The organism is uncultured Pseudophaeobacter sp., assembly GCA_905479575.1.
In the GTDB taxonomy this organism is placed as follows: domain Bacteria; phylum Pseudomonadota; class Alphaproteobacteria; order Rhodobacterales; family Rhodobacteraceae; genus Pseudophaeobacter.
In genome coordinates this window covers 34416-58278 of record CAJQNB010000068.1, presented here as the reverse complement: position 1 = coordinate 58278, position 23863 = coordinate 34416, and the positions used below count along the sequence as shown (strand labels likewise).

At 58.1% G+C, this 23863-nt stretch carries 23 protein-coding genes; 19 read left to right on the top strand and 4 right to left on the bottom strand.

The annotated features are described in order from the left end of the window. Nucleotides 1-263: 263 nt before the first annotated feature. The gene (miaA, locus tag QZ268_RS16605; RefSeq protein WP_295454795.1) at nucleotides 264-1130 is read right to left on the bottom strand and encodes a tRNA (adenosine(37)-N6)-dimethylallyltransferase MiaA; all 867 of its coding nucleotides are present in this window, start codon (nucleotides 1128-1130) and stop codon (nucleotides 264-266) included. A gap of 153 nt (nucleotides 1131-1283) precedes the next feature. Here miaA and pyrH point away from each other — a divergent pair, with 153 nt between their 5' ends. The 13 genes from pyrH (at nucleotide 1284) to lpxB (ending at nucleotide 13936) form a co-directional block, all read left to right on the top strand. After that, on the top strand, nucleotides 1284-2030 hold the full coding sequence (pyrH, locus tag QZ268_RS16600; RefSeq protein ID WP_295454793.1) for a UMP kinase: 747 nt from the start codon (nucleotides 1284-1286) through the stop codon (nucleotides 2028-2030). Between the two features lie 389 nt (nucleotides 2031-2419). Further along, entirely contained in the window at nucleotides 2420-2983 is a 564-nt protein-coding gene (frr, locus tag QZ268_RS16595) for a ribosome recycling factor (RefSeq protein WP_295454791.1), read from the top strand. Nucleotides 2984-2991: 8 nt separating this feature from the next. Next, nucleotides 2992-3750 (top strand): isoprenyl transferase, encoded by a 759-nt coding sequence (locus QZ268_RS16590; protein WP_295454790.1) that lies wholly within the window; start codon nucleotides 2992-2994, stop codon nucleotides 3748-3750. Next, nucleotides 3747-4547 (top strand): phosphatidate cytidylyltransferase, encoded by an 801-nt coding sequence (locus QZ268_RS16585; protein ID WP_295454788.1) that lies wholly within the window; start codon nucleotides 3747-3749, stop codon nucleotides 4545-4547. The genes QZ268_RS16590 and QZ268_RS16585 overlap by 4 nt, the downstream gene beginning before the upstream one ends. A 16-nt stretch (nucleotides 4548-4563) precedes the next feature. Further along, a complete protein-coding gene (gene dxr / locus QZ268_RS16580; RefSeq protein ID WP_295454786.1) occupies nucleotides 4564-5736 on the top strand; it encodes a 1-deoxy-D-xylulose-5-phosphate reductoisomerase in 1173 nt (390 codons plus the stop codon). Nucleotides 5737-5740: 4 nt separating this feature from the next. Next, nucleotides 5741-7090 carry an RIP metalloprotease RseP gene (rseP, locus tag QZ268_RS16575; protein WP_295454784.1) on the top strand — a complete coding sequence of 450 codons (1350 nt, stop codon included), beginning with the start codon at nucleotides 5741-5743 and terminating at the stop codon, nucleotides 7088-7090. Between the two features lie 243 nt (nucleotides 7091-7333). Beyond that, entirely contained in the window at nucleotides 7334-7471 is a 138-nt protein-coding gene (locus QZ268_RS16570) for a hypothetical protein (RefSeq protein WP_295454782.1), read from the top strand. A gap of 136 nt (nucleotides 7472-7607) precedes the next feature. Continuing rightward, on the top strand, nucleotides 7608-10010 hold the full coding sequence (gene bamA, locus QZ268_RS16565; RefSeq protein ID WP_295454781.1) for an outer membrane protein assembly factor BamA: 2403 nt from the start codon (nucleotides 7608-7610) through the stop codon (nucleotides 10008-10010). A gap of 78 nt (nucleotides 10011-10088) precedes the next feature. Next, a complete protein-coding gene (locus tag QZ268_RS16560; protein WP_295454796.1) occupies nucleotides 10089-10658 on the top strand; it encodes an OmpH family outer membrane protein in 570 nt (189 codons plus the stop codon). A 72-nt stretch (nucleotides 10659-10730) separates the two neighbouring features. After that, the gene (fabZ, locus tag QZ268_RS16555) at nucleotides 10731-11195 is read left to right on the top strand and encodes a 3-hydroxyacyl-ACP dehydratase FabZ (RefSeq protein WP_295454779.1); all 465 of its coding nucleotides are present in this window, start codon (nucleotides 10731-10733) and stop codon (nucleotides 11193-11195) included. 5 nt (nucleotides 11196-11200) lie between these two features. Beyond that, on the top strand, nucleotides 11201-11986 hold the full coding sequence (gene lpxA, locus QZ268_RS16550) for an acyl-ACP--UDP-N-acetylglucosamine O-acyltransferase (protein WP_295454777.1): 786 nt from the start codon (nucleotides 11201-11203) through the stop codon (nucleotides 11984-11986). Nucleotides 11987-11990: 4 nt separating this feature from the next. After that, complete coding sequence (gene lpxI / locus QZ268_RS16545) at nucleotides 11991-12779, top strand: UDP-2,3-diacylglucosamine diphosphatase LpxI (protein WP_295454776.1); 789 nt, start codon at nucleotides 11991-11993, stop codon at nucleotides 12777-12779. Further along, nucleotides 12776-13936 carry a lipid-A-disaccharide synthase gene (lpxB, locus tag QZ268_RS16540; RefSeq protein ID WP_295454774.1) on the top strand — a complete coding sequence of 387 codons (1161 nt, stop codon included), beginning with the start codon at nucleotides 12776-12778 and terminating at the stop codon, nucleotides 13934-13936. The genes lpxI and lpxB overlap by 4 nt, the downstream gene beginning before the upstream one ends. Before the next feature lie 137 nt (nucleotides 13937-14073). Here the strand turns inward: lpxB and mnmA are convergent, their stop codons facing one another. After that, nucleotides 14074-15219 carry a tRNA 2-thiouridine(34) synthase MnmA gene (mnmA, locus tag QZ268_RS16535; protein WP_295454772.1) on the bottom strand — a complete coding sequence of 382 codons (1146 nt, stop codon included), beginning with the start codon at nucleotides 15217-15219 and terminating at the stop codon, nucleotides 14074-14076. A 149-nt stretch (nucleotides 15220-15368) separates the two neighbouring features. On the opposite strand from mnmA, the gene QZ268_RS16530 reads away from it, so the two are divergent. The 5 genes from QZ268_RS16530 to QZ268_RS16510 all read left to right on the top strand — a co-directional run bounded on the left by QZ268_RS16530 (nucleotide 15369) and on the right by QZ268_RS16510 (nucleotide 21415). Then, nucleotides 15369-15647, top strand: coding sequence for a DUF1153 domain-containing protein (locus QZ268_RS16530; protein ID WP_295454770.1), 279 nt, complete (start codon nucleotides 15369-15371; stop codon nucleotides 15645-15647). A gap of 125 nt (nucleotides 15648-15772) precedes the next feature. Next, entirely contained in the window at nucleotides 15773-16492 is a 720-nt protein-coding gene (gene ctrA / locus QZ268_RS16525; protein WP_027240116.1) for a response regulator transcription factor CtrA, read from the top strand. Between the two features lie 286 nt (nucleotides 16493-16778). Beyond that, nucleotides 16779-19037 (top strand): NAD-dependent DNA ligase LigA, encoded by a 2259-nt coding sequence (ligA, locus tag QZ268_RS16520; RefSeq protein WP_295454768.1) that lies wholly within the window; start codon nucleotides 16779-16781, stop codon nucleotides 19035-19037. Beyond that, nucleotides 19034-21124, top strand: coding sequence for an ATP-dependent DNA helicase RecG (gene recG, locus QZ268_RS16515; RefSeq protein WP_295454766.1), 2091 nt, complete (start codon nucleotides 19034-19036; stop codon nucleotides 21122-21124). The genes ligA and recG overlap by 4 nt, the downstream gene beginning before the upstream one ends. A 168-nt stretch (nucleotides 21125-21292) precedes the next feature. Next, nucleotides 21293-21415, top strand: a complete 123-nt coding sequence (locus QZ268_RS16510) for a hypothetical protein (protein ID WP_295454764.1) — start codon at nucleotides 21293-21295, stop codon at nucleotides 21413-21415. Between the two features lie 539 nt (nucleotides 21416-21954). On the opposite strand, the gene QZ268_RS16505 is transcribed toward QZ268_RS16510, so the two are convergent. After that, nucleotides 21955-22407 (bottom strand): iron-sulfur cluster assembly scaffold protein, encoded by a 453-nt coding sequence (locus tag QZ268_RS16505; RefSeq protein ID WP_295454762.1) that lies wholly within the window; start codon nucleotides 22405-22407, stop codon nucleotides 21955-21957. A 59-nt stretch (nucleotides 22408-22466) separates the two neighbouring features. Here QZ268_RS16505 and hisI point away from each other — a divergent pair, with 59 nt between their 5' ends. Continuing rightward, a complete protein-coding gene (gene hisI / locus QZ268_RS16500; protein WP_295454760.1) occupies nucleotides 22467-22844 on the top strand; it encodes a phosphoribosyl-AMP cyclohydrolase in 378 nt (125 codons plus the stop codon). A 94-nt stretch (nucleotides 22845-22938) separates the two neighbouring features. Here the strand turns inward: hisI and gluQRS are convergent, their stop codons facing one another. Continuing rightward, nucleotides 22939-23859 (bottom strand): tRNA glutamyl-Q(34) synthetase GluQRS, encoded by a 921-nt coding sequence (gene gluQRS / locus QZ268_RS16495; protein WP_295454758.1) that lies wholly within the window; start codon nucleotides 23857-23859, stop codon nucleotides 22939-22941. Nucleotides 23860-23863: the final 4 nt, after the last annotated feature.

Sequence of the window (23863 nt, the reverse complement as noted above, 5' to 3'; positions counted from 1 at the left end):
CAGATGCGAAAGGTCGATGGCTGGGAAACCTTGGCTCAGCCCATCGCCCCGATCAGACTTGACCTCGCGGCCTGATCAGGCCCAAATCCACATGCTCGGAGAACGCCGCCAGAGAATTTCCACCAGATTCGAGACACAACCCAGCTCTGAGCGTTTGATGACTGGCCGCTATTATCTGCCCTAGATTATCTGACCCCTAGTATCTGGCCTCGTGTATCTGACGTGGGGCAACCCGGGTCTTGCTGGCTGGGGCAGAGGTCACTTCACAAGGCGCTGGATGAGATCAGTGTCCAGTCTTTCATTCTGGAGCGAAACCAGCTGCGTTGCCGTTTGGCATAGCGGCGTGTGGCGATTGCGGCCTGTTCCCGGGCGGCTTCCAGTGTGAGATCACCACAGATATACCCCATCAGTTCGGGCACGCCGATGGCCTTGCAGGAGGGGAGCTTGGGATCATAGCGCTCCCGCATTGCCTCCACCTCTTCCAGCGCGCCTTGCGCTAGCATCTGGTCAAAGCGGTGACGGATCCGGGGCTCCAGCCAGTCTTTGGGACTATCCATAACCAGGGCAGAACAGGCTTTGATTGGCATAATGGGTGCAGGCGTGTCGTCTTGCCAGTCCGCAAGGGAGCGGCCAGAGGCCTGCAAGACCTCCCAGGCGCGTTGAACCCTGGCGCGGTTGTTCAGATCTATGCGCGCGGCAGTTTGCGGATCGAGCTGCGCCAACAGCACCTCGAGCGTGAGGGAATCAGCATGTTTGCGAATCTCATCAGGCGTTGCGGGGATTTCTGCCAGCCCTTCGGTAAGGGCGGAAAAATATAGCCCGGTCCCGCCTACGATAATGGGGCGTTCTGCCCCCTCCAGCAGGGTTTTGACCTCGCGCAACCAGTGACCTGCGGAATATTGCCCATCATAGGCGACATGTCCGTACAGGCGGTGCGGCAGCTGCTCTTCCTCGGCGCGGGACGGGCGGGCGGTGACCACTCGCCAACAGTCGTAGATCTGGCTGGCGTCGGCGTTGACGATCACACCACCTTGTTTTTGTGCGATTTCCATCGCCAGGGAAGATTTCCCCGAGGCCGTGGGCCCCGCCAGAAGTACGGGTTTGTCCGGGTCAAGATCGGGCAGCAGCATCAGAGGTCCGTCCAGAGGTTTGCGAATTTGGGCCAGCGGCAGATGGGAAACAGGTCAGAAACAGAAAGGAAAGCGGTTTACCCGCATTGAAACCCGTCGCATTTTGCTCCATTTTGCCGCGCAAACTAACCCCCTCATCTGCCGGAGCGCAACATGCCCCTTGATCTTGAAACGCTGGATACTGCTCCAGACGCTACCTATAACCGTGTCATGCTGAAAATTTCGGGTGAAGCGCTGATGGGCGACCAGGGGTTCGGCCTGCACCCGCCCACCGTTCAGCGCATCGCGCGCGAGGTTGAATCCGTGCATGACATGGGTGTCGAGATTTGCATGGTGATTGGCGGCGGCAATATTTTCCGCGGCTTGTCCGGTGCCGCCCAGGGTATGGAGCGCACCACAGCCGACTATATGGGGATGCTGGCCACGGTGATGAACGCCCTGGCCATGCAAAGCGCCCTGGAAGATCTCGGCGTGTTCTGTCGGGTGATCTCTGCCATCCCGATGGATCAGGTCTGTGAGCCCTATATTCGCCGCCGCGCGGTGCGCCACCTGGAGAAAAAGCGGGTCTGCATCTTTGCCGCTGGTACCGGCAACCCCTATTTCACCACCGACACGGCAGCCACGCTGCGCGCCAATGAAATGGGCTGTGAAGTGATCTTCAAAGGCACCAAAGTGGATGGCGTCTATGACAAGGATCCCGAAAAGCACGCCGATGCCCAGCGGTATGATGCCGTGAGCTTTGACGATGTTCTGGCCAAGCGCCTTGGGGTGATGGATGCCTCGGCAATTGCCCTGGCGCGGGACAACAATCTGCCCATCATCGTGTTCTCTCTGGATGAGCCCGGCGGGTTTCGCGGCATTCTGGCAGGGGAAGGAACCTACACCAAGGTGCAGGACTAGCCTGCGGCACGACAGGCTGCTCCGGGTTAAACTGCTCCGGTTTGATCAGCTCCGGTTTAATCAGATCAGGGCAGAACGGAACCTGCGGGGCTGTCATGCCGCTGACATCTTGGCTGTCTAAATCAAGGGCAGGCATACTTTACAGAATGTAAGCACCGGGTAAATTGATCTAACCCGGTGGTGCCATGGTCCCCTCGGACCTTTTTTATCTACGCGTGATGGCCTGCCATCACGCGTAATTTCGTTCAGGGCACTATGGCGCCCCAAGGGGCGCGGTCTGTGATGTCAAAGCGCGCCTGTGCAGAAATCCATGTCATGATCGCTATACATTGACGGACCAATGGCTTATGAGCGGAACAAAGACTGCCTCAAGTCAGGGGAGAGAAGAGATGTCTGACGATTTCGAACTGGATACCGACGATCTGAAACGCCGTATGGACGGCGCGATGGCGAATCTGAAAACCGAATTTGCCTCTTTGCGCACCGGACGTGCCTCTGGCTCCATGCTGGAGCCGGTCATGGTCGAGGCCTATGGCTCAATGACACCGATCAACCAGGTTGGCACGGTCAACGTACCAGAGCCGCGCATGGTGACCATCAACGTCTGGGATAAGGGCCTGGTGGGGCCGGTGGAAAAAGCGATCCGCAATTCTGGCCTGGGGATCAACCCTCAGCTTAACGGCACCATCATCATGCTGCCGATCCCAGAGCTGAACGAAGAACGCCGCCGCGAGCTTGGCAAGGTTGCCGGCCAATATGCTGAACATTGCCGGGTTTCCATCCGCAATGTGCGCCGTGATGGCATGGACCAGATCAAAAAGGCCAAGTCCGATGGCTTGTCTGAGGATGACCAGAAATTCTGGGAATCCGAAGTGCAGGATTTGACCGATGCGATGATCAAAGCTGTGGATGATGCGCTTGAGCACAAGCAGGCAGAAATCATGCAGGTCTGACCCGCTACATGCCCAGTGATCCCAATACGAGTATGAAAAGCGCGGCGTCAGAGGGACACAGATCCTCTGGCCCGCGTCATGTTGCAATTATCATGGATGGCAATGGCCGGTGGGCGCAGGCACGGGGGCGACCCCGCCTGTTTGGTCATCACGCGGGCGCACGCCGTGTTCGCGAGATTGTTGAATGCTGCCCGCGCTTTGGGGTCAAATATCTCACCATCTTTGCCTTCTCTACTGAGAACTGGAAGCGGACCCAGGTTGAGATTTCCGGATTGATGAGCCTGTTTCGCCGCTACATATCTAAAGAAATGAAGGCGCTCGCTGCGCAAAACGTGCGGGTGCGGTTCATTGGTGATCGTCTGCGTCTGGACGCCAAGCTGGTGCAGCTGATGGACGATCTGGAGCATGAAACCGAGACCAATGACGGCATCCACCTCACCATCGCCCTGAACTATGGTGGCAGGGATGAAGTCGCCCGCGCCACCAAACGGCTGGCGCAGGATGTTGCGGACGGGCGGCTGCTGCCTGAGGATGTCAACGAAGAAACACTGCCGCGCTATCTGGACACCCATGTTTTACCCGACCCGGATCTGGTGATCCGTACCAGCGGCGAAGCGCGGATTTCCAACTTCCTGCTGTGGCAGTCTGCCTATGCGGAATATGAATTTATTGACACGCTCTGGCCGGATTTCTCCGCCGACGAACTGGGGCGTTTGTGCCGCAAATTTGGCGCGCGGGATCGCCGGTTTGGCGCGGTTCCCTCATGAAACCACCCATTCCAAATGGCGCTGGCGGCACCGGTCGCTGGGGCGATCTGATACCACGGATCATCTCGGCGCTGGTGATGGTTGTGGTGGCTCTGGGGGCAATCTGGGCCGGGGGGCTGGTTTTCACCCTGGTGATTGCAGCCTGCTGTGGCGGCATGGTTTGGGAGCTGAGCCAGATGTTGGCCCCCCGTCGGGCCGACACTGCGCTGCTGCTGGGGGGCGCGAGCTTTGGCGCGGTGCTCCTTGCTGGAATTCTGCCTGCGGCCTTGGGGGCGGGGCTCTTGCTGCTGCCCGTTGTTCTGGGCTGGTTGCAGGTTGCTGAAGTCGCAAAGGCGCGATTTGCGATCTTTGCGCTTTGGATTGTTCTGGCGGGCTATAGCTTTATCTGGATGCGGATCTCTTTGGGCGCGGATTGGTTGATCTGGCTGGCGCTGGTGGTGATTGCAACGGATGTTGCCGGGTATTTTGCAGGCAAGACAATTGGCGGGCCAAAATTCTGGCCGCGTATCAGCCCGAAAAAGACTTGGTCGGGGACTTCGGCTGGCTGGGTCGCCGCGGCACTGGTGGGCCTAGGGGCTGCGCCTGTGTTTGACATGGGCTTTGCCTTGGTTTTGGCCTCGGTGCTGGTTGCGATGGCCAGTCAGGCCGGAGACGTCGCCGAAAGCGCCTTGAAACGTCAGACCGGCGTCAAGGATTCCAGCGGGCTTATTCCGGGCCACGGGGGCCTGCTTGATCGCTTTGATGGAATGCTGGGCGCTGCGGCCATGTTCCTGCTTCTCTACCCCTTTCTGGGATAGGCCGAGAGGGAAATAGATGCGGAAAATCTCAATTTTTGGGGCCACGGGCTCTATCGGGCAAAGCACCATTGATCTCATCAAACGCGCGCCACAGGCCTATGAGGTGGTGGCGCTGACCGGCGGGCGCAATATTGCCCAGTTGGCGCGCGACGCCATCGACCTGCGTGCGGATCTTGCGGTTACCGCCTTTGAGGACCAGCTCCCCGCCCTGCGCGCGGCGCTTGCTGGCAGCGAAGTCGAGGCCGCAGCGGGGCAGGCGGCCCTGATTGAGGCGGCAACGCGGCCCGCGGACTGGATCATGTCGGCCATCGTTGGAGTTGCGGGTCTGGCGCCGGGGCTCAAGGCGTTGGAACAGGGCACCACGCTGGCGCTGGCCAACAAGGAATCCCTAGTCTGCGCCGGAGCGCTGCTGCTGGACACCGCCAAACGGCATGGCGCACGCCTGCTGCCGGTGGATAGTGAACATTCGGCGGTGTTTCAGGGGTTGGTGGGCGAAGAGATTTCTGCGGTGGAGCGCATTGTCATCACGGCCTCTGGCGGCGCATTTCGCGACTGGCCTTTGGCAGACCTGCAACAGGCAACGCTGGCTCAGGCCTCGTCGCATCCCAATTGGGACATGGGCCAGCGGATCACCATTGACAGCGCGTCTATGTTCAATAAGGCGCTGGAAGTCATTGAAACCCGTGAATATTTTGGGGTGGAGCCAGATCAGATCGAGGTGCTGGTACATCCTGAATCCCTGGTGCATGCGCTGGTTGGGTTTCGCGATGGAGCCTTGATGGCCCATCTCGGGGCGCCAGATATGCGCCATGCCATTGGCTATGCTCTGCACTGGCCCGAGCGGCGCGACCTGCCTGTTGCGCGGCTGGATCTGGCCAGTATCGGCCAGCTCAACTTTCACCAGCCCGATCTTGCCCGCTATCCGGCGCTGGCGCAGGCGCGTGATGTCATGCAGCGACGCGGGTTGATGGGCGCTGTGTTCAATGCCGCCAAGGAACGCGCGCTGGACCATTTTATCGCCGGCGCCATCCGGTTTACCGATATGGCCGAGATCACCGCCAGGGTGCTGGATCAAATTGAGACGCAAAGCGGCCTCATTGAGTCCGCAATGACCCTTGATAACGTCACACAGATTGACCACATCGCCCGCAAGGCAGCCGATGTGGCTGCAGCTCAAAGCATAGGGTAAAGTTTTGGACCTACTCGCACTTCTCCCGCAGCTTAGCGGGCTCGTTTATACGGTTGTCAGTTTTGTCGTGGCGCTCTCGGTGATCGTGGCGGTACATGAATACGGCCATTACATTGTCGGACGTTGGTCCGGTATCCATGCTGAGGTTTTCTCGCTGGGGTTTGGCCCGGTGCTGTGGAGCCGCCATGACAAGCGCGGCACCAAGTGGCAGATCGCGGCCCTGCCGTTTGGCGGCTATGTAAAGTTCCTGGGCGATGCGGATGCAGCCTCGGGCAAGGACACGGATGTCATCGAAGCGGCGGCGGCAGATCCGGTGCAGCTGCGGCGCACCATGCACGGCGCGCCGCTCTGGGCGCGTGCTGCCACGGTTGTGGCAGGGCCAGTGTTCAACTTTGTCATGTCGATTGCCGTCTTTGCTTCGCTTGCGCTCTATTTTGGCATGGTGCGTGACCCGTTGACCGTTGGGTCATTGGTGCCTGTTCCGGGTGTTGAAAACACCCTGCGCTCCGGGGATGAGCTGTTGGAGGTTGCCGGTCTTCCGGTTCCAGCCCTAAGTGATTCAATGGCCTGGACGGAATTCCGTGACGCGCTGCCGGTGACGCCCAGCCTGGAATATTTGGTGCGCCGCGATGGTGCAAAACTGCGGGTTACGGATACCCATTTTGCCCCGGCCTATGTTTCTTCTGTGTCGCCGCGTAGCGCGGCTGCTGATGCGGGGTTGCAACCTGGCGACTTTATCACTGCAGTGGACGGGGATCCGGTTTTTGCCTTTGGGCAGCTGGTGGACAAGGTTGCACAGACCAAGGGGGCGGAGCTTTCGCTTGATATATTGCGCGATGGCACAACGATTCAGATGTCCCTGTCGCCGCGCCAAATGGACCTGCCCACAGCGGATGGCGGCTTCGCCAGTCGCTGGCTGATTGGCGTGAGTGGTGGCAACCTGATCGAGTATGAGACCGAGCCGACCACAGTTGGGCATGCACTCTCAAGTGGGGTCGCGCAGGTGTGGACGGTTGTCAGCTCTTCGATTTCCGGGCTTGGTCATATTATCACCGGGGCAATCAGCAGCTGTAACCTGTCGGGACCGATTGGCATTGCCAAGGCGTCCAGCGACACCGCGAGCCAGGGGACGGCCAGCTTCATTCGCTTTATCGCGGTTCTGTCGACTGCTGTTGGCCTGTTGAACCTGTTTCCAATCCCGGCGCTGGATGGCGGCCATCTGGTATTTTATGCCTATGAGGCGGTGGTTGGACGTCCGCCCAGCGATCGCGCAATGCAGATTCTCATGACTGCGGGCATCGCCATGATCCTGTCGTTGATGGTCTTTGCGCTGAGTAACGACATTTTCTGCTAATACTGTATCCCTGCTGACACTCTTTGCCGGTGCCTGTCTGGGATCTTCATATATCAATGGTGGGGTGGCCTGAGGGCCGCCCTTTGCGAATTCAGAATGTGCCAAACTCATGCCACATTCTGCGGTTAAGGCTTTGGTAATCTGCATTAACGCGCAAGATTTGGCGGACAACACCTGATGTCAGGGGCCAAAGAGGGGCTCTGTAAGGTGCCAGATCCTGCGTCTTTCCTGGGGGATAAAGTCATGCAAAGCCAGATGATGATACCTGCTGAAACTGAAAACGGATTTGCTCTTTTGTTGCGCCTGAATTGGGATCGAGCGCTTTCGGCAACGTTTATCGTGCTGTCGCTTTGCCTCGGAAGCTGGCTGGCGTCTATGTAACCGCCTCATAAGTCTGAATTTACAGTTCAAGTAGACGCGCGGGTTCCTGCCCGCGTGTTTTTTTGTTGGTTTTGACAACCGCTCACAAACCCGGTACGCACAGTGTTAAGCTGCTATTAATTTCGGGTAAATACTGATGGTCTGGGGCAAGAACGTGGGCATATCCTGCGGTAAGCGCGTAAAGCGTACCAATATTTTGTATCGTGGCGTATCTGTGATCGCCTTAACTGTTACCTTCGGGCTTGGGCTGTCACCCAATTTTGCCGAGGCACAGAACTACCGGTTCAACCAAGTGCAAGTTGAGGGTAACCAGCGTATCCAAACCTCAACTATTGTTGCCTATACGGGCATCGAACGGGGGAAGACCGTTTCTGCCGGCAAGCTGAACGATGCCTATCAGAACATCGTCGACAGTGGTGTGTTTGAAAGCGTCGAACTGGTTCCAAGAGGGAACACCCTGGTCATCAAGGTGACAGAATTCCCGACCATCAATAAAATCAACTTTGAAGGCAATCGCCGTATCAAAGATGAGAATCTCTCCGAAGTTATCGAATCGTCACCGCGCCGGGTGTTTAATCCGGCCGTCGCAGAACAGGATGCGGCAGCCATCGCTGAAGCCTACGGCGTGCAGGGGCGGCTGGCATCGCGGGTAACCCCACGGATCATTCGCCGCAGCGACAACCGTGTTGATTTGGTGTTTGAAATCTCCGAAGGCGACACCACCGAAGTTGAACGCGTGTCCTTTCTTGGCAACCAGGTCTATTCGGACCGCAGGCTGCGTCGGGTTCTGGAAACCAAACAGGCTGGTTTCCTGCGTGCCTTTATCAACAAAGACACTTTGATCGAAGACCGTATCGACTTTGACAAACAGATCCTGCGCGATTTTTACCTGTCCCGCGGCTATGTCGATTTCCGGGTCAACAGCGCCAATGCCGAGGTCACCCGCGAGCGTGACGCGGTCTTCTTGGTGGTTGATGTCTCCGAGGGACAGCAGTTCTCCTTTGGCGATATTACGGTCACCAGCGAGGTGTCTGAAGCCGACGCGGATGTGTTCCGCAGGGTGCTCAAATCCAAACCGGGTATTACCTATTCCCCGACCGTGGTTGAAACAGAGATCGAACGCATGGAAAACCTGGCCCTGCGCTTGGGCATCGATTTCCTGCGGATTGAACCTCGGGTGACGCGCAATGATCGCGATCTGACCCTTGATGTCGAATATGTTCTCACCCGTGGGCCTCGTGTTTTTGTTGAGCGTATCGATATCGAGGGCAACACAACGACGCTGGACCGGGTGATCCGCCAGAAATTCCGCACGGTTGAGGGCGATCCCTTCAACCCGCGTGAGATCCGGCGCACGGCGGAACGTATTCGCGCCCTTGGTTTTTTCTCTGAATCGGACGTCGATGTGCGCGAGGGTAGCTCACCCAGCCAGGTCGTGTTGGATGTGAATGTTGCCGAACAGCCCACCGGCTCGCTGAGCCTTGGTGGCTCCTATTCGGTAAACGATGGCTTTGGCATTTCGCTCGGGTTAAGCGAAAACAATTTCCTGGGCCGTGGGCAGCGTCTTTCCTTCGCTATTGCAACAGCGACTGAAGCGGACGAATATGTTCTAGGGTTTGTTGAGCCGCATCTGTTGGGCCGCGATCTACGCTTCAGTTTTGACCTTGGGCTTTCTGAATCAGACTCGAGTTTCTCTGAGTATGATACCAAACGTGCTTTTCTGTCCCCGGCGCTTTCCTTCAAGCTGAGCGAGAGCTCAGCTTTGCGGGTGAGCTACTCTTGGAATACCGCCGAGATGATTGCGCGGGCTGATAGGAGCTACATCGGCGGCACTTACCCGTCTGCGGCGCCGACAATTGTAAATGAAATCGCCCAAGGGGAACGTTCCAGCAGCGTTTTCGGTCTGAAATACACCTATGATAGCCGGTTGAATGGTCTGGACCCCAATGCAGGATTTCTTTTTGAAGTCGGCGCGGATTATGCTGGTCTTGGTGGTGACAATGAGTTCCTGAAGACAAGCACAAAATTTGTGGCTCAAAAAACGATCTTCAACGAAGAGGTAACTCTGCGCGCGACGTTGGAAACTGGTGCTCTGCATTGGATGGGGAACAACAATAGCCGGTCCTTGGATCGGTATGTTCTTTCCCCGTCCATCATGCGGGGGTTTGAACCAGGTGGTATTGGTCCACGGGATCGTTCTGCGCGGCCCGATGGCACTACTTATGATGACTTCCTTGGCGGCAATATATTTGCTGTAGCGCGATTTGATGCTGAATTTCCGCTGGGGCTGCCCGATGAGCTGGGGCTTCGTGGGGCGTTGTTCTATGACGTTGGCAACCTCTGGGGGTTGAACGATGTTGATACCTCCGGCAGCACAAACATCGTCGGTCGCGACGGGTCTTTCCGTCATGTGGTTGGCTTTTCGGTGCTTTGGACAACGGGACTTGGTCCGCTGCGGTTCAACTTTTCCAAGGCGCTCAAGAAAGAAGACTTTGACCAGGAACAAAGCTTCGATCTGACCCTACAGGCGCGGTTCTAACGGGGGATCAAGCCTTTGGTGTCAACTGTGCTTTTTCGATTTCAACAAGCGCTGGCCCTAGGGTCGGCGCTTGTTGCCCTGAGAACAGCAGCAGCGCCCGCAGCGGCGCAGCAGGGCCTGCCACTGGGTGGGTTCGAGCTGGGGCAGAACGTGCAGCTGGGTACGCCTCAAAGTGGCTTGCTGACCATTCAGCCGGACCGGCTGTTTTCAGAAAGCCTGTTTGGCAAGCGCGTGGCGCAGGAGATCGAGGCCGAAGGCGCTGTTTTAACGGCGGAAAATCGCAACATCGAGGCTGATTTGCGGGCCGAAGAACAGGAATTGACCGCCCGACGCAGTGCAATGGAGGCAGAAGCCTTTCGCACCCTCGCCGATGCCTTTGACCGCAAGGTGCAAGAAACCCGCAGCACGCAGGACCAAAAACTTCGTGAAATCAGTCAGCTCGGAGAGACCGCCCGGCGCGAGTTTTTTGCCGCCTCTCTTCCCGTGCTGGAAGGGATCATGCGCGAAACCGGGGCCGGGGTGATTCTCGACCATTCCACCGTCTTTCTCAGCGCAGATGTGGTGGATATCACCGATCTGGCGATCACGCGGATCGACAAGGTCCTGGGCGATGGTGTGGATCAGCCCGACGGGGCTCAGGATCAATAGGCCCGGGAAGCTTGCTCAAAATGGACCTAGTTGATAGGGACTTTAAAACATACCAAAGACAGGATACTTGCCATGACCGCTGAGCTACAGAGCGCCGACATTCACCTTATTCAGCGGATCCTGCCGCATCGTTACCCATTCCTGCTGGTCGATAAGGTAGTCGACATCGACGGAATTAGCTCGGCGCGTGGCATCAAGAACGTCACCATGAACGAGCCGCATTTTCAGGGCCATTTTCCGGGCACACCGATCATGCCAGGGGTCACAATTGTTGAGGCAATGGCGCAGACCGCTGGTGTTATGCTGGGGGTCGCTTTGGACATGGTCGACCGCGATCTGTTGATCTACTTCATGAATATCGACAAGTGCAAATTCCGCCGCAAAGTCATTCCAGGTGACGTGCTGGAAATGAAGGTTGAGATCTTGCGCGGCAAGGCTGGCGGCAAAATCTTTAAATTCAAGGGCCTTGCCACTGTTGAGGGGGAAACTGCCGCAGAGGCAGAGTTCACCGCAATGGTGGATATTCAAAAGGATTGAATAGGATGAGCCAAATTCACCCCAGTGCGGTGATCGAAGAGGGCGCCAGGATTGGTGAGGGCTGCCAGATTGGGCCCTTTTGCCATATCGGCCCCGAGGTGGTTCTGGGTGCGCGGGTGACGCTGAAATCCCATGTAGTGATCACCGGGGATTGCGAGATTGGTGATGACACCGAGGTGTTCTCTTTTGCGGTGCTTGGTGAGATCCCACAGGATCTCAAGTTCCAGGGCGAGAAAAGTCGCACAGTCATTGGCAAGCGCAACCGCATTCGTGAACACGTCACGGTCAATGCCGGCACTGAAGGCGGCGGCGGCGTGACCCGAATTGGCGATGACGGGCTGTTTATGGCCGGCTGCCATATTGCCCATGATGCCATTGTGGGCGACAGGGTGATTGTAGTGAATTCCGCGGCGGTTGCCGGGCACTGTGTGCTCGAGGACGATGTGATCATTGGCGGGCTTTCCGGCATTCACCAATGGGTTCGTATTGGTCGCGGTGCCATTATTGGTGCTGTGACAATGGTGACCAATGATGTGATCCCCTATGGCCTGGTTCAGGCGCCGCGCGGCGGGCTGGATGGGCTCAACCTTGTTGGTCTGAAACGGCGCGGCGTGACCCGCTCTGACATCACGGCTCTGCGGGCGGCATTTCAGATGTTGGCCCAGGGCGAGGGCACCTTTCAGGAACGCGCCCGGCGTTTGGGGGACGAGACCGAAAGCGCCTATGTTGAAGAAATCGTTGCCTTTATCACCGGGCAGACCGATCGCTCTTTCCTGACGCCCGGAGGCTGACCCGATGCTTGCTGTCATTGCCGGAACCGGGCTTTTGCCCAAGGAAATATGCGACCGCCAGACCCGGCGCGCGCTGATCTGCGCCATGGAGGGCTCTGAGCCGGACTGCGTCGATGCCGAGATTTCCTTTCGCATTGAACATCTCGGCAGTTTTTTTGCGCGGCTGAAATCCGCAGGCGTGACCGAGGTCTGTCTGGCCGGCGCGGTCAGCCGCCCGCCCATTGATCCGACCGCCATTGATGCCGCCACCCTGCCGATGGTGCCGGTTATCCAGGCGGCTTTGGGAGCCGGCGACGACGGGGCCCTGCGCGCGGTGATGGGGCTGATCGAGGCTGCGGGCTTTACCCTGCGAGCGGCACATGAGGTCGCACCAGAACTGTTGATGGCAGAGGGTGTTGCCAGTCAGGTGCAGCCCGGCGCAATCGACAAAGCGGATGCCGAGCGCGGCGCCGAGGTGGTTGCGGCTATGTCCGCAGCGGATATTGGCCAGTGCTGCGCCATTCGGGCACGTCAGGCAATCGCCGTGGAAAATGCCTTTGGCACCAACTGGATGCTGCAAAGCCTGGTAAATCGCCCGGATGGCCAGGGAGGGATCTTGTTCAAGGCGCCCAAACCTGGCCAGGATCGCCGCGCTGACCTGCCTGCTATCGGGCCGCAGACGGTTGAGCTGGCGGCCAAGGCCGGATTGTCGGGGATCGTGCTGGAGGCCGGCGGCGTTATCGTGCTGGAGCAGGACGCGGTGATTGCTGCTTGTGATCGCCTAGGGCTGTTTCTCTGGTTACGCGCCTCGTGAGCCTTAAGGTCTTTATCCTGGCGGGGGAGCCCTCGGGCGACAGGCTGGGGGGCGCCTTGATGGCGGGGCTCAAGACCCTGCGCCCGGATGTCAGTTTTGAGGGGATCGGTGGCACATTGATGGCCGAACAGGGGCTGCACTCTCGATTTGCTATGGCGGAGCTGTCGGTCATGGGGCTGGCAGAGGTACTGCCCAAGTACCGTCATCTCAAACGGCGTATCCGCGAGACGGCAGAGGCAGTGATTGCCCAGAACCCTGATGTTCTGATCACCATCGACAGCCCGGATTTTTCCCTGCGGGTTGCCAGCCTGGTCAAGGCTGGCAGTGATATTCGCACCGTGCATTATGTTGCCCCTTCGGTTTGGGCCTGGCGCCCCAAACGGGCGGTAAAAATGGCGCAGAGCATTGATCAGGTTCTCGCGCTGCTGCCGTTTGAGCCGCCCTTGATGCAAGCGGCAGGAATGGACTGCGACTTTGTCGGCCATCCGGTTGTGGCAGAGCCACTGGCAACAGACCCTGAAATAGCAGAGTTTCGCGCCAAATTTGATCTCGGTGAGGCGCCGTTGGTGCTGGCTTTGCCCGGCTCCAGACGGTCAGAGGTCACCCGGTTGGGGCCTGTTTTTGGCGAAGCCTTGCAGGCCTTTGCGCATCTTCATCCAGGCTACAGGGCGGTGGTTCCCTGTGCTGCGCCGGTGGCTGATCTGGTGCGCGCCCAGGCCGAGGATTGGCCCAAAAACACCCTTTTTCTGGATCCCAACAGCCATGATGCCCAGGCCTATGCCGCGATCAAGCGCGCTGCCTTTGCAACGTCAGATCTGGCGCTTGCGGCCTCGGGGACGGTCTCTTTGGAGCTGGCCGCCAATGCAACGCCCATGGTGATTGCCTATCGGTTTCAGTGGCTCACCTGGCAGGTGATGAAACGCATGGCGCTGGTGGATACGGTGACCTTGGTCAATCTGGTAAGTGAAACCCGCGTGGTGCCAGAATGCCTGGGCCCTGAGTGCACAGCCGAAAACATTGCGAGGCAATTGGACGCGCTGGCACAGGCGCCTGAGCTGCAAAAGGCGGCGATGGCGGTGACCATGCAGCGTTTGGGGCAGGGCGGTGAGGAACCGGGCTTGCGGGCGGCCAGGGCGGTGCTCCAACGTCTCCCCTAAAGCGGCGCGCGCTGACCTGATGTTGTCGCCGCAGGCCCGCGTCTAAAAGCGCGCTGTCCTGCGGCGGTACGGTCATTTTTCTACTCTCTACAGTGCTGAGAAAGCACAGCTGGGCCTCACACCTGGCTATGAAAAGCTTAGTAGCCGCGCCAGATCCAACCGCCGCCAAAGATACGGCTGCTGTCGGAGTCGTAAAACACACAGGCCTGCCCCGGAGAGACACCTTCCTCTGGGGTCAGCAGTTCGACCTCGGCGGTGGTGGCGCTGAGCGGGCGAATGATTGCTTCGCGCGGCGGCCGGGTTGAACGGACCTTGACCATGACCTGCCATTCCTTGCGGCTGTCAAAGGGCTCATCCCCGAGCCAGTTGATTTCGCGCACCGGAATGGTGCGGGTCGCCAACAGCTCTTTGGGGCCGACAATCACCTGCTTTTTGTCCACATCCAGCCGCACCACATAGAGCGGCTCTGTCAACCCGCCAATGCCCAGCCCGCGCCGCTGGCCGATTGTGTAGTGGATAACGCCGGTATGGCTGCCCAGGACGCGACCATCCGCATGGACGATTTCGCCCGGCTCTGCCGCGCCGGGACGCAATTTCTCGATGACGGAGGTATAGTTTCCATCTGGTACAAAACAAATGTCCTGGCTGTCCGGCTTATCCGCCACCGCTAGGCCGTATTGTGCCGCCATCTCGCGGGTTGCGTCCTTTGAGGGCAGATGCCCCAAGGGAAACCGTAGATAGTCCAGCTGCTCAGGCGTGGTGGAGAACAGGAAATAGCTCTGATCGCGATTCGCATCTTCTGCGCTGTGCAACTCGGCACCTTTGTCGCCCATCTTGCGCTGAATGTAATGCCCGGTCGCCATGCAGTCCGCCTCTAGATCGCGGGCGGTTTCCAGCAGATCCTTGAATTTCACCCGCTCATTGCAGCGAATACAGGGCACAGGCGTTGCCCCGGCCAGATAGCTGTCGGCAAATTCGTCGATCACGGCATCTTTGAAGATGTTTTCATAATCAAGCACATAATGGGGGAAGCCGCGCTCTTCAGCGACCCGGCGTGCATCATGAATATCAATGCCAGCGCAGCAGGCGCCTTTTTTGGCCAATGCCGCACCATGGTCATAGAGCTGCAAGGTCACCCCAATCACATCGTAGCCCTGCTCGGAGAGGTAGGCGGCAACAACCGAGCTGTCGACCCCGCCGGACATGGCCACCACCACACGGGTTTCTGAGGGCGGTTTGGCAAAGCCAAGTGAGTTCAGCGGGGTATCGGTATCCAGTGCCATCAGGCAAATCCTTAGATCAAGGGGGCAAGCATCGAAGAATATATGAAAATCCTACAGACTCTCAAGGGGGTAGGTTCATTGCTCCTTAAGTAGACTGAGCAAAAGCTACTGGCGAACGAAAGACTGATGTACCGAACAAGGGTAGAGGCATGTTTCTGAAGAAAGTTGAGGGTCCGCGCGCTGTTACGTTGCCTGATGGCAGCACGATGACTCGTGCTGATTTGCCGCCGGAAAATACCAGACGCTGGGTGGCCTCCCGCAAGGCCGCAGTGGTGCGCGGCGTGCTGTATGGGCTGCTGCCCCAGACCGAAGCCCTGCGTCGATATGGGCTGAGTGAGGAAGAGTTTCGCAGCTGGATTTCCGCCGTTGCAGACCACGGGGAAGAGGCGCTCAAGACCACTCGACTAAAAGACTACCGTAAACACTAAAGCCTTTTTTAAGTGAAGACTTGAGTCAAAGTTGATAATTAACGATTATGGTAACGGGCCATTAACCTTTTTCGATCAGGGTTAACGCAACCTAAGGGAAACAGTCACAGGCGGAGACTTTCAACATGCGCATTCTACTGGTCGAAGACGATCCAACGACAGCAAAGAGCATCGAATTGATGCTGACCCATGCCAACCTTAATGTCTATTCGACGGACCTAGGTGAGGAAGGGATCGATCTGGCCAAGCTTTATGACTACGACCTGATCCTGCTGGACCTTGGCTTGCCGGATATGAATGGCCACGAAGTTCTGCGTCAGCTGCGCATGGCCCGTATCGAAACACCAATCCTGATCTTGTCTGGTGCCGATGATACCGACAATAAAATCAAAGGCTTCGGCTTTGGCGCGGATGACTATCTGACCAAGCCATTCCACCGCGAAGAGCTGGTGGCCCGGATCCACGCGATTATTCGCCGTTCCAAAGGTCACTCCCAGTCCATCATCAAAACCGGCAAGATTGCGGTGAACCTGGATGCCAAAACCGTAGAGGTGGACAGCAAGACCGTGCATCTGACCGGCAAGGAATACCAAATGCTGGAACTGCTCAGCCTGCGTAAGGGAACCACCCTGACCAAAGAAATGTTCCTTAACCATCTTTATGGCGGCATGGACGAACCAGAGCTGAAAATCATCGACGTTTTCATTTGCAAACTGCGCAAAAAGCTCAGCACGGCCACAGGTGGTGACAATTATATCGAAACAGTTTGGGGCCGGGGCTATGTTCTGCGGGACCCGCAGGATGATCAGATGTCCGGTGGTCACCGCATGGCTGTAGGGGCCTGAGGCGACAATTTCTGATCGCGGCGGTTACAGTCCGGAAATGGCATGTGGCGAATCCTAACAGGGTTTGCCGACATTTTGGAATGTCCGGTTAGTGATATTCAGGTTAACGCAGTCCTTGTAGTGCTGCGAACAAGAACCCGCCTTGGCGGGTTTTTTGTCGTTTGCACTGGGGGGACTGGCTGCGCCCCTATGTGTCTCGTGGTGTATTTTCTTGCGCTGGGATCACTGGACGCGGCGAGAAACGCGTTTTATCACTCAGGGCAAACTTGGACGATGGGGACCGCGCGTGAAACAGATCGAAGCATTAGATCCCTCGGGGCTTTCTCAGGACCAAGCTCAGGCGGAGTTTTTGGAGTTGCAGAGCCAGCTGGCCGCAGCTGATCAAGCCTACCATCAAGACGACGCCCCCTTTCTGAGTGATGCCGCGTATGACGCTGCCAAAAGACGTTATCAGGCCTTGGCCGAGGCCTTTCCAGATCTGGCAGACAGCGCAACGCAGCTTGAGACCGTTGGTGCGCCGGTTACCTCTGGCTTTGGCAAAATTCAACATGTTGTGCGGATGCTCTCGTTGGGCAATGCCTTTGAAGACGCGGATGTCACAGATTTTGAGCGCAGCATCCGCAGCTATCTGGGGCTAGAGGCCACTGCGCCGCTGGCTTTTACGGCTGAACCCAAGATCGATGGGCTATCCCTGTCGCTTCGCTATGAAAACGGCGTTTTGATTCAGGCCGCGACCCGGGGCGATGGCGCCACGGGGGAAAATGTCACCGCCAATGCCCGCACCATTGCGGATATCCCGCAACAGCTGACCGGCGCGCCGGATGTGCTGGAGGTGCGCGGCGAAGTCTATATGAGCCATGAGGATTTTGCCGCTCTGAACGCCCGCCATGGGGAGCGCGGCGGCAAGGTCTTTGCCAATCCGCGCAATGCGGCGGCGGGGTCTTTGCGGCAGTTGGACGCTGAAATCACCCGCGCGCGACCTTTGCGTTTCTTTGCCTATAGTTGGGGCGAACTCTCTGCCCCGCTTGGGGATACGCAAACCAGCGCTATTGCGCGGCTTGCCGAGCTTGGGTTTCAGACCAACCCACTGACCAAGACCTGCAATACGGTTGCAGATCTGATCGCGCAGTACCGCCTGATCGAAGAACAACGCGCCACACTGGGCTATGACATCGACGGGGTTGTCTACAAGGTGGACGCGCTGGCGCTGCAGGATCGGCTTGGCTTTCGCTCAACCACCCCGCGGTGGGCAATCGCGCATAAATTCCCGGCTGAGCTGGCCTGGACCTGGCTTGAGGCAATCGACATTCAGGTGGGGCGCACCGGCGCGCTCAGCCCGGTTGCCCGTCTTGCTCCGGTCACTGTGGGCGGCGTTGTTGTCTCCAATGCCACCCTGCACAATGAGGACTATATCCGGGGGCGCGATTCCAAAGGTGCGGTGATCCGGGGCGGCAAGGATATCCGCATTGGCGATTGGGTGCAGATCTACCGGGCCGGGGATGTGATCCCCAAGGTGGCCGATGTGGATCTTACCAAACGTCCGGCAGAGGCCGTTGAATTTACCTTTCCCGACCGCTGCCCTGAATGCGGATCCGAGGCCGTGCGCGAGGAAGGTGATGCGGTCAGGCGCTGCACCGGTGGGATTATCTGTCCCGCGCAAGCCATTGAAAAGCTAAAACACTTTGTCTCTCGTAAGGCCTTTGATATCGAAGGTTTGGGGGCAAAACAGCTGGAGGCGTTCTACAAGGATTCAGATCTGCCGATCCGCACTCCAGTTGACATCTATACCCTGGCAGACCGGGATGCGGGCCAATTGGCAAAGCTGAAGAACCGGCCAGGTTGGGGCGATCAAAGTGCCGCCAATCTCTTTGCTGCGATCAATGAAAAACGCAATATCCCGCTTGGTCGGATGATCTTTGCGCTTGGCATCCGCCACGTGGGTGAGGTAGCCGCCAAGGATCTGGCGCTGCATTTTGGCAGCTGGCAGGAGCTTGCAAAGGCGGTGGATCAGGCCCGCGCCGCTGCGCTGGCCCATCGTGCGGCGGATCAGGCAGAGGATCAGGAGCGGGAGCAGGCCAGCAGCGAAGGCCGCCGCGCCAAGATCAAGGAAACCCGCGAGGCGGCAGTTGCAGATTTTCAAGTGCCGCAGCCAGCGCAGGAGGCATGGGAGGATTTGACCGGCATTGACGGGATCGGCGCAACTGTTGGCCTGTCTCTGTCCGACGCGTTGGCCAATAGCCAGGAGCGGGCGGTAATCAATGATTTGGTGGCGCATCTGAATATCGCGGCTCCGGCAGCCCCATCGCAGGCCAGCCCGGTTGCGGGACTGACAGTGGTCTTTACCGGCAAGCTGGAAAAGATGACCCGCGACGAGGCCAAGGCGCGGGCAGAATCTCTGGGGGCCAAGGTCTCTGGCTCGGTGTCAAAGAAAACCGATATCCTGGTGGCCGGCCCGGGGGCTGGATCAAAGGAGAAAAAGGCGCAGGAGCTGGGTATTCGTATCTTGGATGAGGACGGCTGGTTGGCGGAGATTGCAGCCACATGAGCGGCCGCCCCGAAATCCTGTTCCCGCTTTTTTCCGGGGCCGAAACCCTCAAAGGAGTTGGTCCGAAAACGGCACAGAGCCTGGCTCAGATCGGGTTGCAAACGCCACGGGATCTGGCTTTTACACTGCCGCATTCGATACTGGACCGGCGCCGGCGCGACAGCATCAAGGGGCTGGATCTACCTGCCATTGCAACGGTGGAGGTGGAGGTGGGAAGCCACCAGGCCGCGCGCAATCGTGGTGGCGCTTACAGGATTAACGTGAGCGACCAAGGGGTTGAATTTCAACTGGTATTCTTTCACGGACGCAGCCGATACCTCGAGGCGCAATGCCCCGAAGGCTCGCGGCGTTTGGTATCGGGTAAGGTTGAACTGTTTGACGGTGTTGCCCAGATGGTGCACCCGGATCACATGGTTCCCCTGGCCGAGGCGGAAGATATTCCAGAGTTTGAGCCAGTCTATCCGCTAACCCATGGGGTGACCCAGAAAACCATGACCAAGGCGGCGCTCAGCGCTTTGGAGCGCCTGCCGGAGCTTGCCGAATGGATCGATGCTGAGCAGGTCAAACGCGAGGCCTGGCCCACCTGGAAAGAGGCGCTGATTGCAGGCCACCATCCGCAGGGGCTGGAAGATCTGTCGCCAGATGCACCGATCCGGACCCGGCTTGCCTATGATGAGCTGTTTGCCCATCAATTGACCCTGGCCCTGGCGCGGCAGGCGGAACGTAAATCCCATGGCATTGTCAGCCAGGCCACAGGGCGTTTGCGGGGGCCGGTGCTGGCGTCGCTGCCCTATCGCCCAACCACGGCGCAGACCCGAGCTATTGCAGAAATCTCGGCGGATATGACCAGCGATCGCCGGATGAACAGATTGCTGCAAGGTGATGTTGGATCAGGAAAAACCCTGGTTGCCTTTATGGCGCTATTGGTCGCGGTGGAGGCCGGCGGGCAGGGCGTAATGATGGCGCCAACCGGCATCCTGGCGCAACAGCACTATGAAGGGCTGCGACCGCTTGCGGAACAGGCCGGGGTGGTGCTTGAGCTGCTGACGGGGCGGGACAAGGGCGCTGAACGGCGTGCCAAGCTGGCGGCGTTGGAAGCAGGCGATATCCAGATCCTGGTTGGTACCCATGCGGTGTTTCAACAGGATGTGGTGTTTCGGCGGCTGCATCTGGCCATTGTGGATGAACAGCACCGGTTTGGTGTGCGGCAGCGGATGGAGCTGGCGGAAAAGGGCAAAGGGGCTGACGTCCTGGTGATGACGGCTACGCCCATCCCGCGTTCGCTGGCCTTGGCGCAATATGGCGATATGGATGTCTCGGTGCTGGATGAGAAACCGCCCGGGCGTAAACCGGTAAAGACCGCAGTGCTGAGCACGGAGCGTATGGAGGAGGTGGTAAACCACCTGCGGCGTGCCATAGACGAAGGCCGTCAGTGCTATTGGGTCTGTCCGCTGGTTGGCGAATCTGAGGTGATGGACCTGATCGCCGCCGAAGAACGCTTTAAACACCTGCGTGCCATTCTGGGCGAGGGCGTGGTTGGTCTGGTGCATGGCCAGATGCCGCCTGCCGAAAAAGACGCGGCCATGGCGGCGTTTCAACAGGGCGAGACCAAGGTTCTGGTGGCAACCACGGTGATCGAGGTGGGGGTGAACGTGCCCAACGCCTCGATCATGGTGATTGAGCGCGCCGAAATCTTTGGACTTGCGCAGTTGCACCAGCTGCGCGGGCGGGTTGGACGCGGGAGTGCGGCGTCGACCTGTCTGTTGATGTATCAACCGCCGCTGTCCGAAGGCGGGCGGCGTCGGTTGGAGGTTCTGCGCGAAAGCGAAGATGGATTCAAAATATCGGAAACGGATCTGCAAATGCGTGGGGCAGGCGATGTCATTGGCACTGCACAGTCTGGATTGCCCCGCTTTCATATCGCCGACCTTGAACGCCAAGCCCCCTTGATGGCCGTCGCCCAGAGCGATGCCCGGTCTTTGTTGGCGATGGACCCCGGCCTGACCAGCCCGCGTGGCCGTGCCGCGCGTGTTCTCCTTTGGTTGATGAAACAGGATCAGGCTATTCGTTTAATTTCAGTTGGTTAGGGGTATTTGGTCCACTTTTTCAGGCCGAGGTTCCGAAAAAGTTCGCAAATGTTCTCAAAAAGTTCTTTACAGGGCAGGCGTAAAATGAGAACAAAAGGGCAACAAGGCCGACAGGGAGCGGCGCGGTGAAAACCTGAACCCCGACAGAGAGTAGTGGAGACAATTCTGATGATGACCCAACTGAAGACAACCCTGCACAATGCCCAATCAACCCTGTTGCAGGATGCTATCGGCGCTGTTGCCCTAGTTGTAATGCTGGTTGTTGCCCTTCACCTGCCGGGGTTTATGTAGTCGCGCTGTCGTGACTGAGCCTCCCCTTTTTCGCTAACCCTGAACCCCTATCTTATTACTGCCTGCTGTCTTTATGTCATGTGCGCTGGCATCCATCCCGGTGCCTTTTGATCCCCGCCTGATCTATGACCGGTTGCGCCTAACAGCCGGTTCGCGCACTTGAACCCCGCATGAAGACGCATTTCCTGCCGCCACCATCTGCCCGGATGTGTGGCGGCTTTTTTTTGCCTCGCGGGGCTAAGTTCTAGTTCTCATGGGGATGCCGCCTCAATGGCAGGCACCGACAAAAACGGGAACTGGCAAAACCAGGCACCGACAAAAAACAGTGACTGGCAAAACGGGCGCTGACAGATCCTTCATCCTCACAAAATCCCCATGGCGTCTTTGGCCGGCGCTAATGCCAGCACCTGGAATTGGCGCGCAGGCATTGGCTAATGCTGTCTCTTGTGGGTCGCTAGACTGATTGTTTGTGGCCTGTGTTAGATCAACAGACCGATTGTATTTTAACAAAAAAGCGATCTGTAGTTAGGATCCCGGCCCTAAGCGCAGTTTTTCTGCAAGGCCGCCTTGAAGGCTTCCAGGCTGGCTTCGAGACAGAGCAGGATTGAGGCGTGACGGTTTTTGAATTCGCGTGCGGGAACAAGAACTTCCAAATCCGAAAACGGGGAATTGGGCGCAGGTTGGTCATCCTTCAGCATGGCTTTCAGTTCATCGCGTGCGGTTTCCACCTCGGCAAGGGAGCGTCCAATTATGTTGCGTCCAACAACCGAAGCAGAGGCCTGACCCAGAGCGCAGGCTTTGACATCCTGGCCAAATGCAGTGATGCGCCCGTCTTTGATATTGAGATCAACTGTAACGGTTGACCCACACAGGGGGGCGCGCTTTTTTGCCGTCGCATCCGGGTGTTCCAGCCTGTCCAGAAAGGGAATATCGGCGGCGAGCGCCAGAATGCGGGACGAGTAGAGTTTGATCAGATCGGTTTCGCTAGACATTGGCGGCCTTGGGCTTTCCCTTGGGGTTTCTTCCTCATACATAGGCAGACAAATGCAAGATGCAAAAGGTTTTTACGATGTCCTTTGATCCCAATAATTTGAAGTATGACGCTGCGGGTCTGATCCCCTGTATTGCCCAGGATGAGGCGAGCGGCGAAGTTTTGATGATGGCCTGGATGAATGCGCAAAGCGTCGCCAGAACGCTGGAAACCGGAAAAGTGACCTATTGGTCCCGGTCTCGCCAGGCATTTTGGGTCAAGGGAGAAAGCTCGGGTCATGTTCAGAGCCTGGTGGATCTGCGGCTTGATTGTGACCGGGATTGTCTGTTGGCGCTGGTTCATCAGGTCGGCCCCGCCTGTCACACCAATCGGCGCAGCTGTTTTTATACGGCTGTTCGTGACGGGGAAGAGGTGGAGCTGATGAAGCCCATGGACTAGGGGCAGTCCCCTGGCTCTCGCAGCAGAAAAGGGCGGCGCTGGCGCGCCGCTGCCTCCGGCGGAGGTATTTGGAGAAAGATGAAACAGGGGGAGGTTAGCCCAGGCCGACAAGTTCGCGGATGTCTTGCGGGTTGGCGCCATCCTGGCGGTATGTGGCAATGGCGCGGGCATCGTCCCGTTTGGCGAGGCGTTTGCCCGCCTCGTCGCGGATCAGGCTGTGGTGGTGATAGGTTGGATGGGGAAGGTTCAACAGGGCCTGAAGCAATATATGTATCCGCGTTGCTTCAAAAAGATCCTGACCCCGAATGACGTGGTTCACGCCCTGCGCCGCATCGTCCAGCACCACTGATAGATGGTATGAGGTTCCCATGCCGCGCCTGGAAAGAACAACGTCGCCGATGGTCTTAACCATGTTGTCTGGGGTGAATTCAACGAGCCCCCGTTCGCCATTTGGTCCGTTTCCGGTCTCCAGAAAACTGCCAAAGCTAGCAAAAGATTTTCCGGGCACTCTGCTATTCTGAAACAGGCCGGGCACCATGCCGACCGCTTTTTCCATATCGAGCCTAAGGGGAACATTTTGAGGGCGTTGGTGCTGATCAGAAAAGACCTGTTCCCACGGCCCCCGGCATGTTCCGGGGTAGATTACCCCGTCTGGCCCCAGCAGAGGCGAACCTTCCTGCGGGGCGGCAGCCGCGGCGGCGATGTCTTTACGATTGCAGGTGCAGGGGTAGAGGAGACCCAACTGCCACAGACGATCCAGAGCCTCATCGTAGACTGACTGGCGCTCTGACTGGCGCATTACCGGTTTGGGCCACCACAAACCAAGCCATTCCAGATCTTCATAGATCTGTGTTTCCCACTGGGGGCGGGCACGAGATTGGTCAATGTCTTCGATCCGTAGCAGAAATTTGCCCCCCTCAGCCATGGCCATGTCATGGGCCAGTAGGGCGGAATAGGCATGGCCCAGGTGCAAGGGGCCTGTAGGAGAGGGGGCAAAGCGGGTGATGAAGGTCACGGGA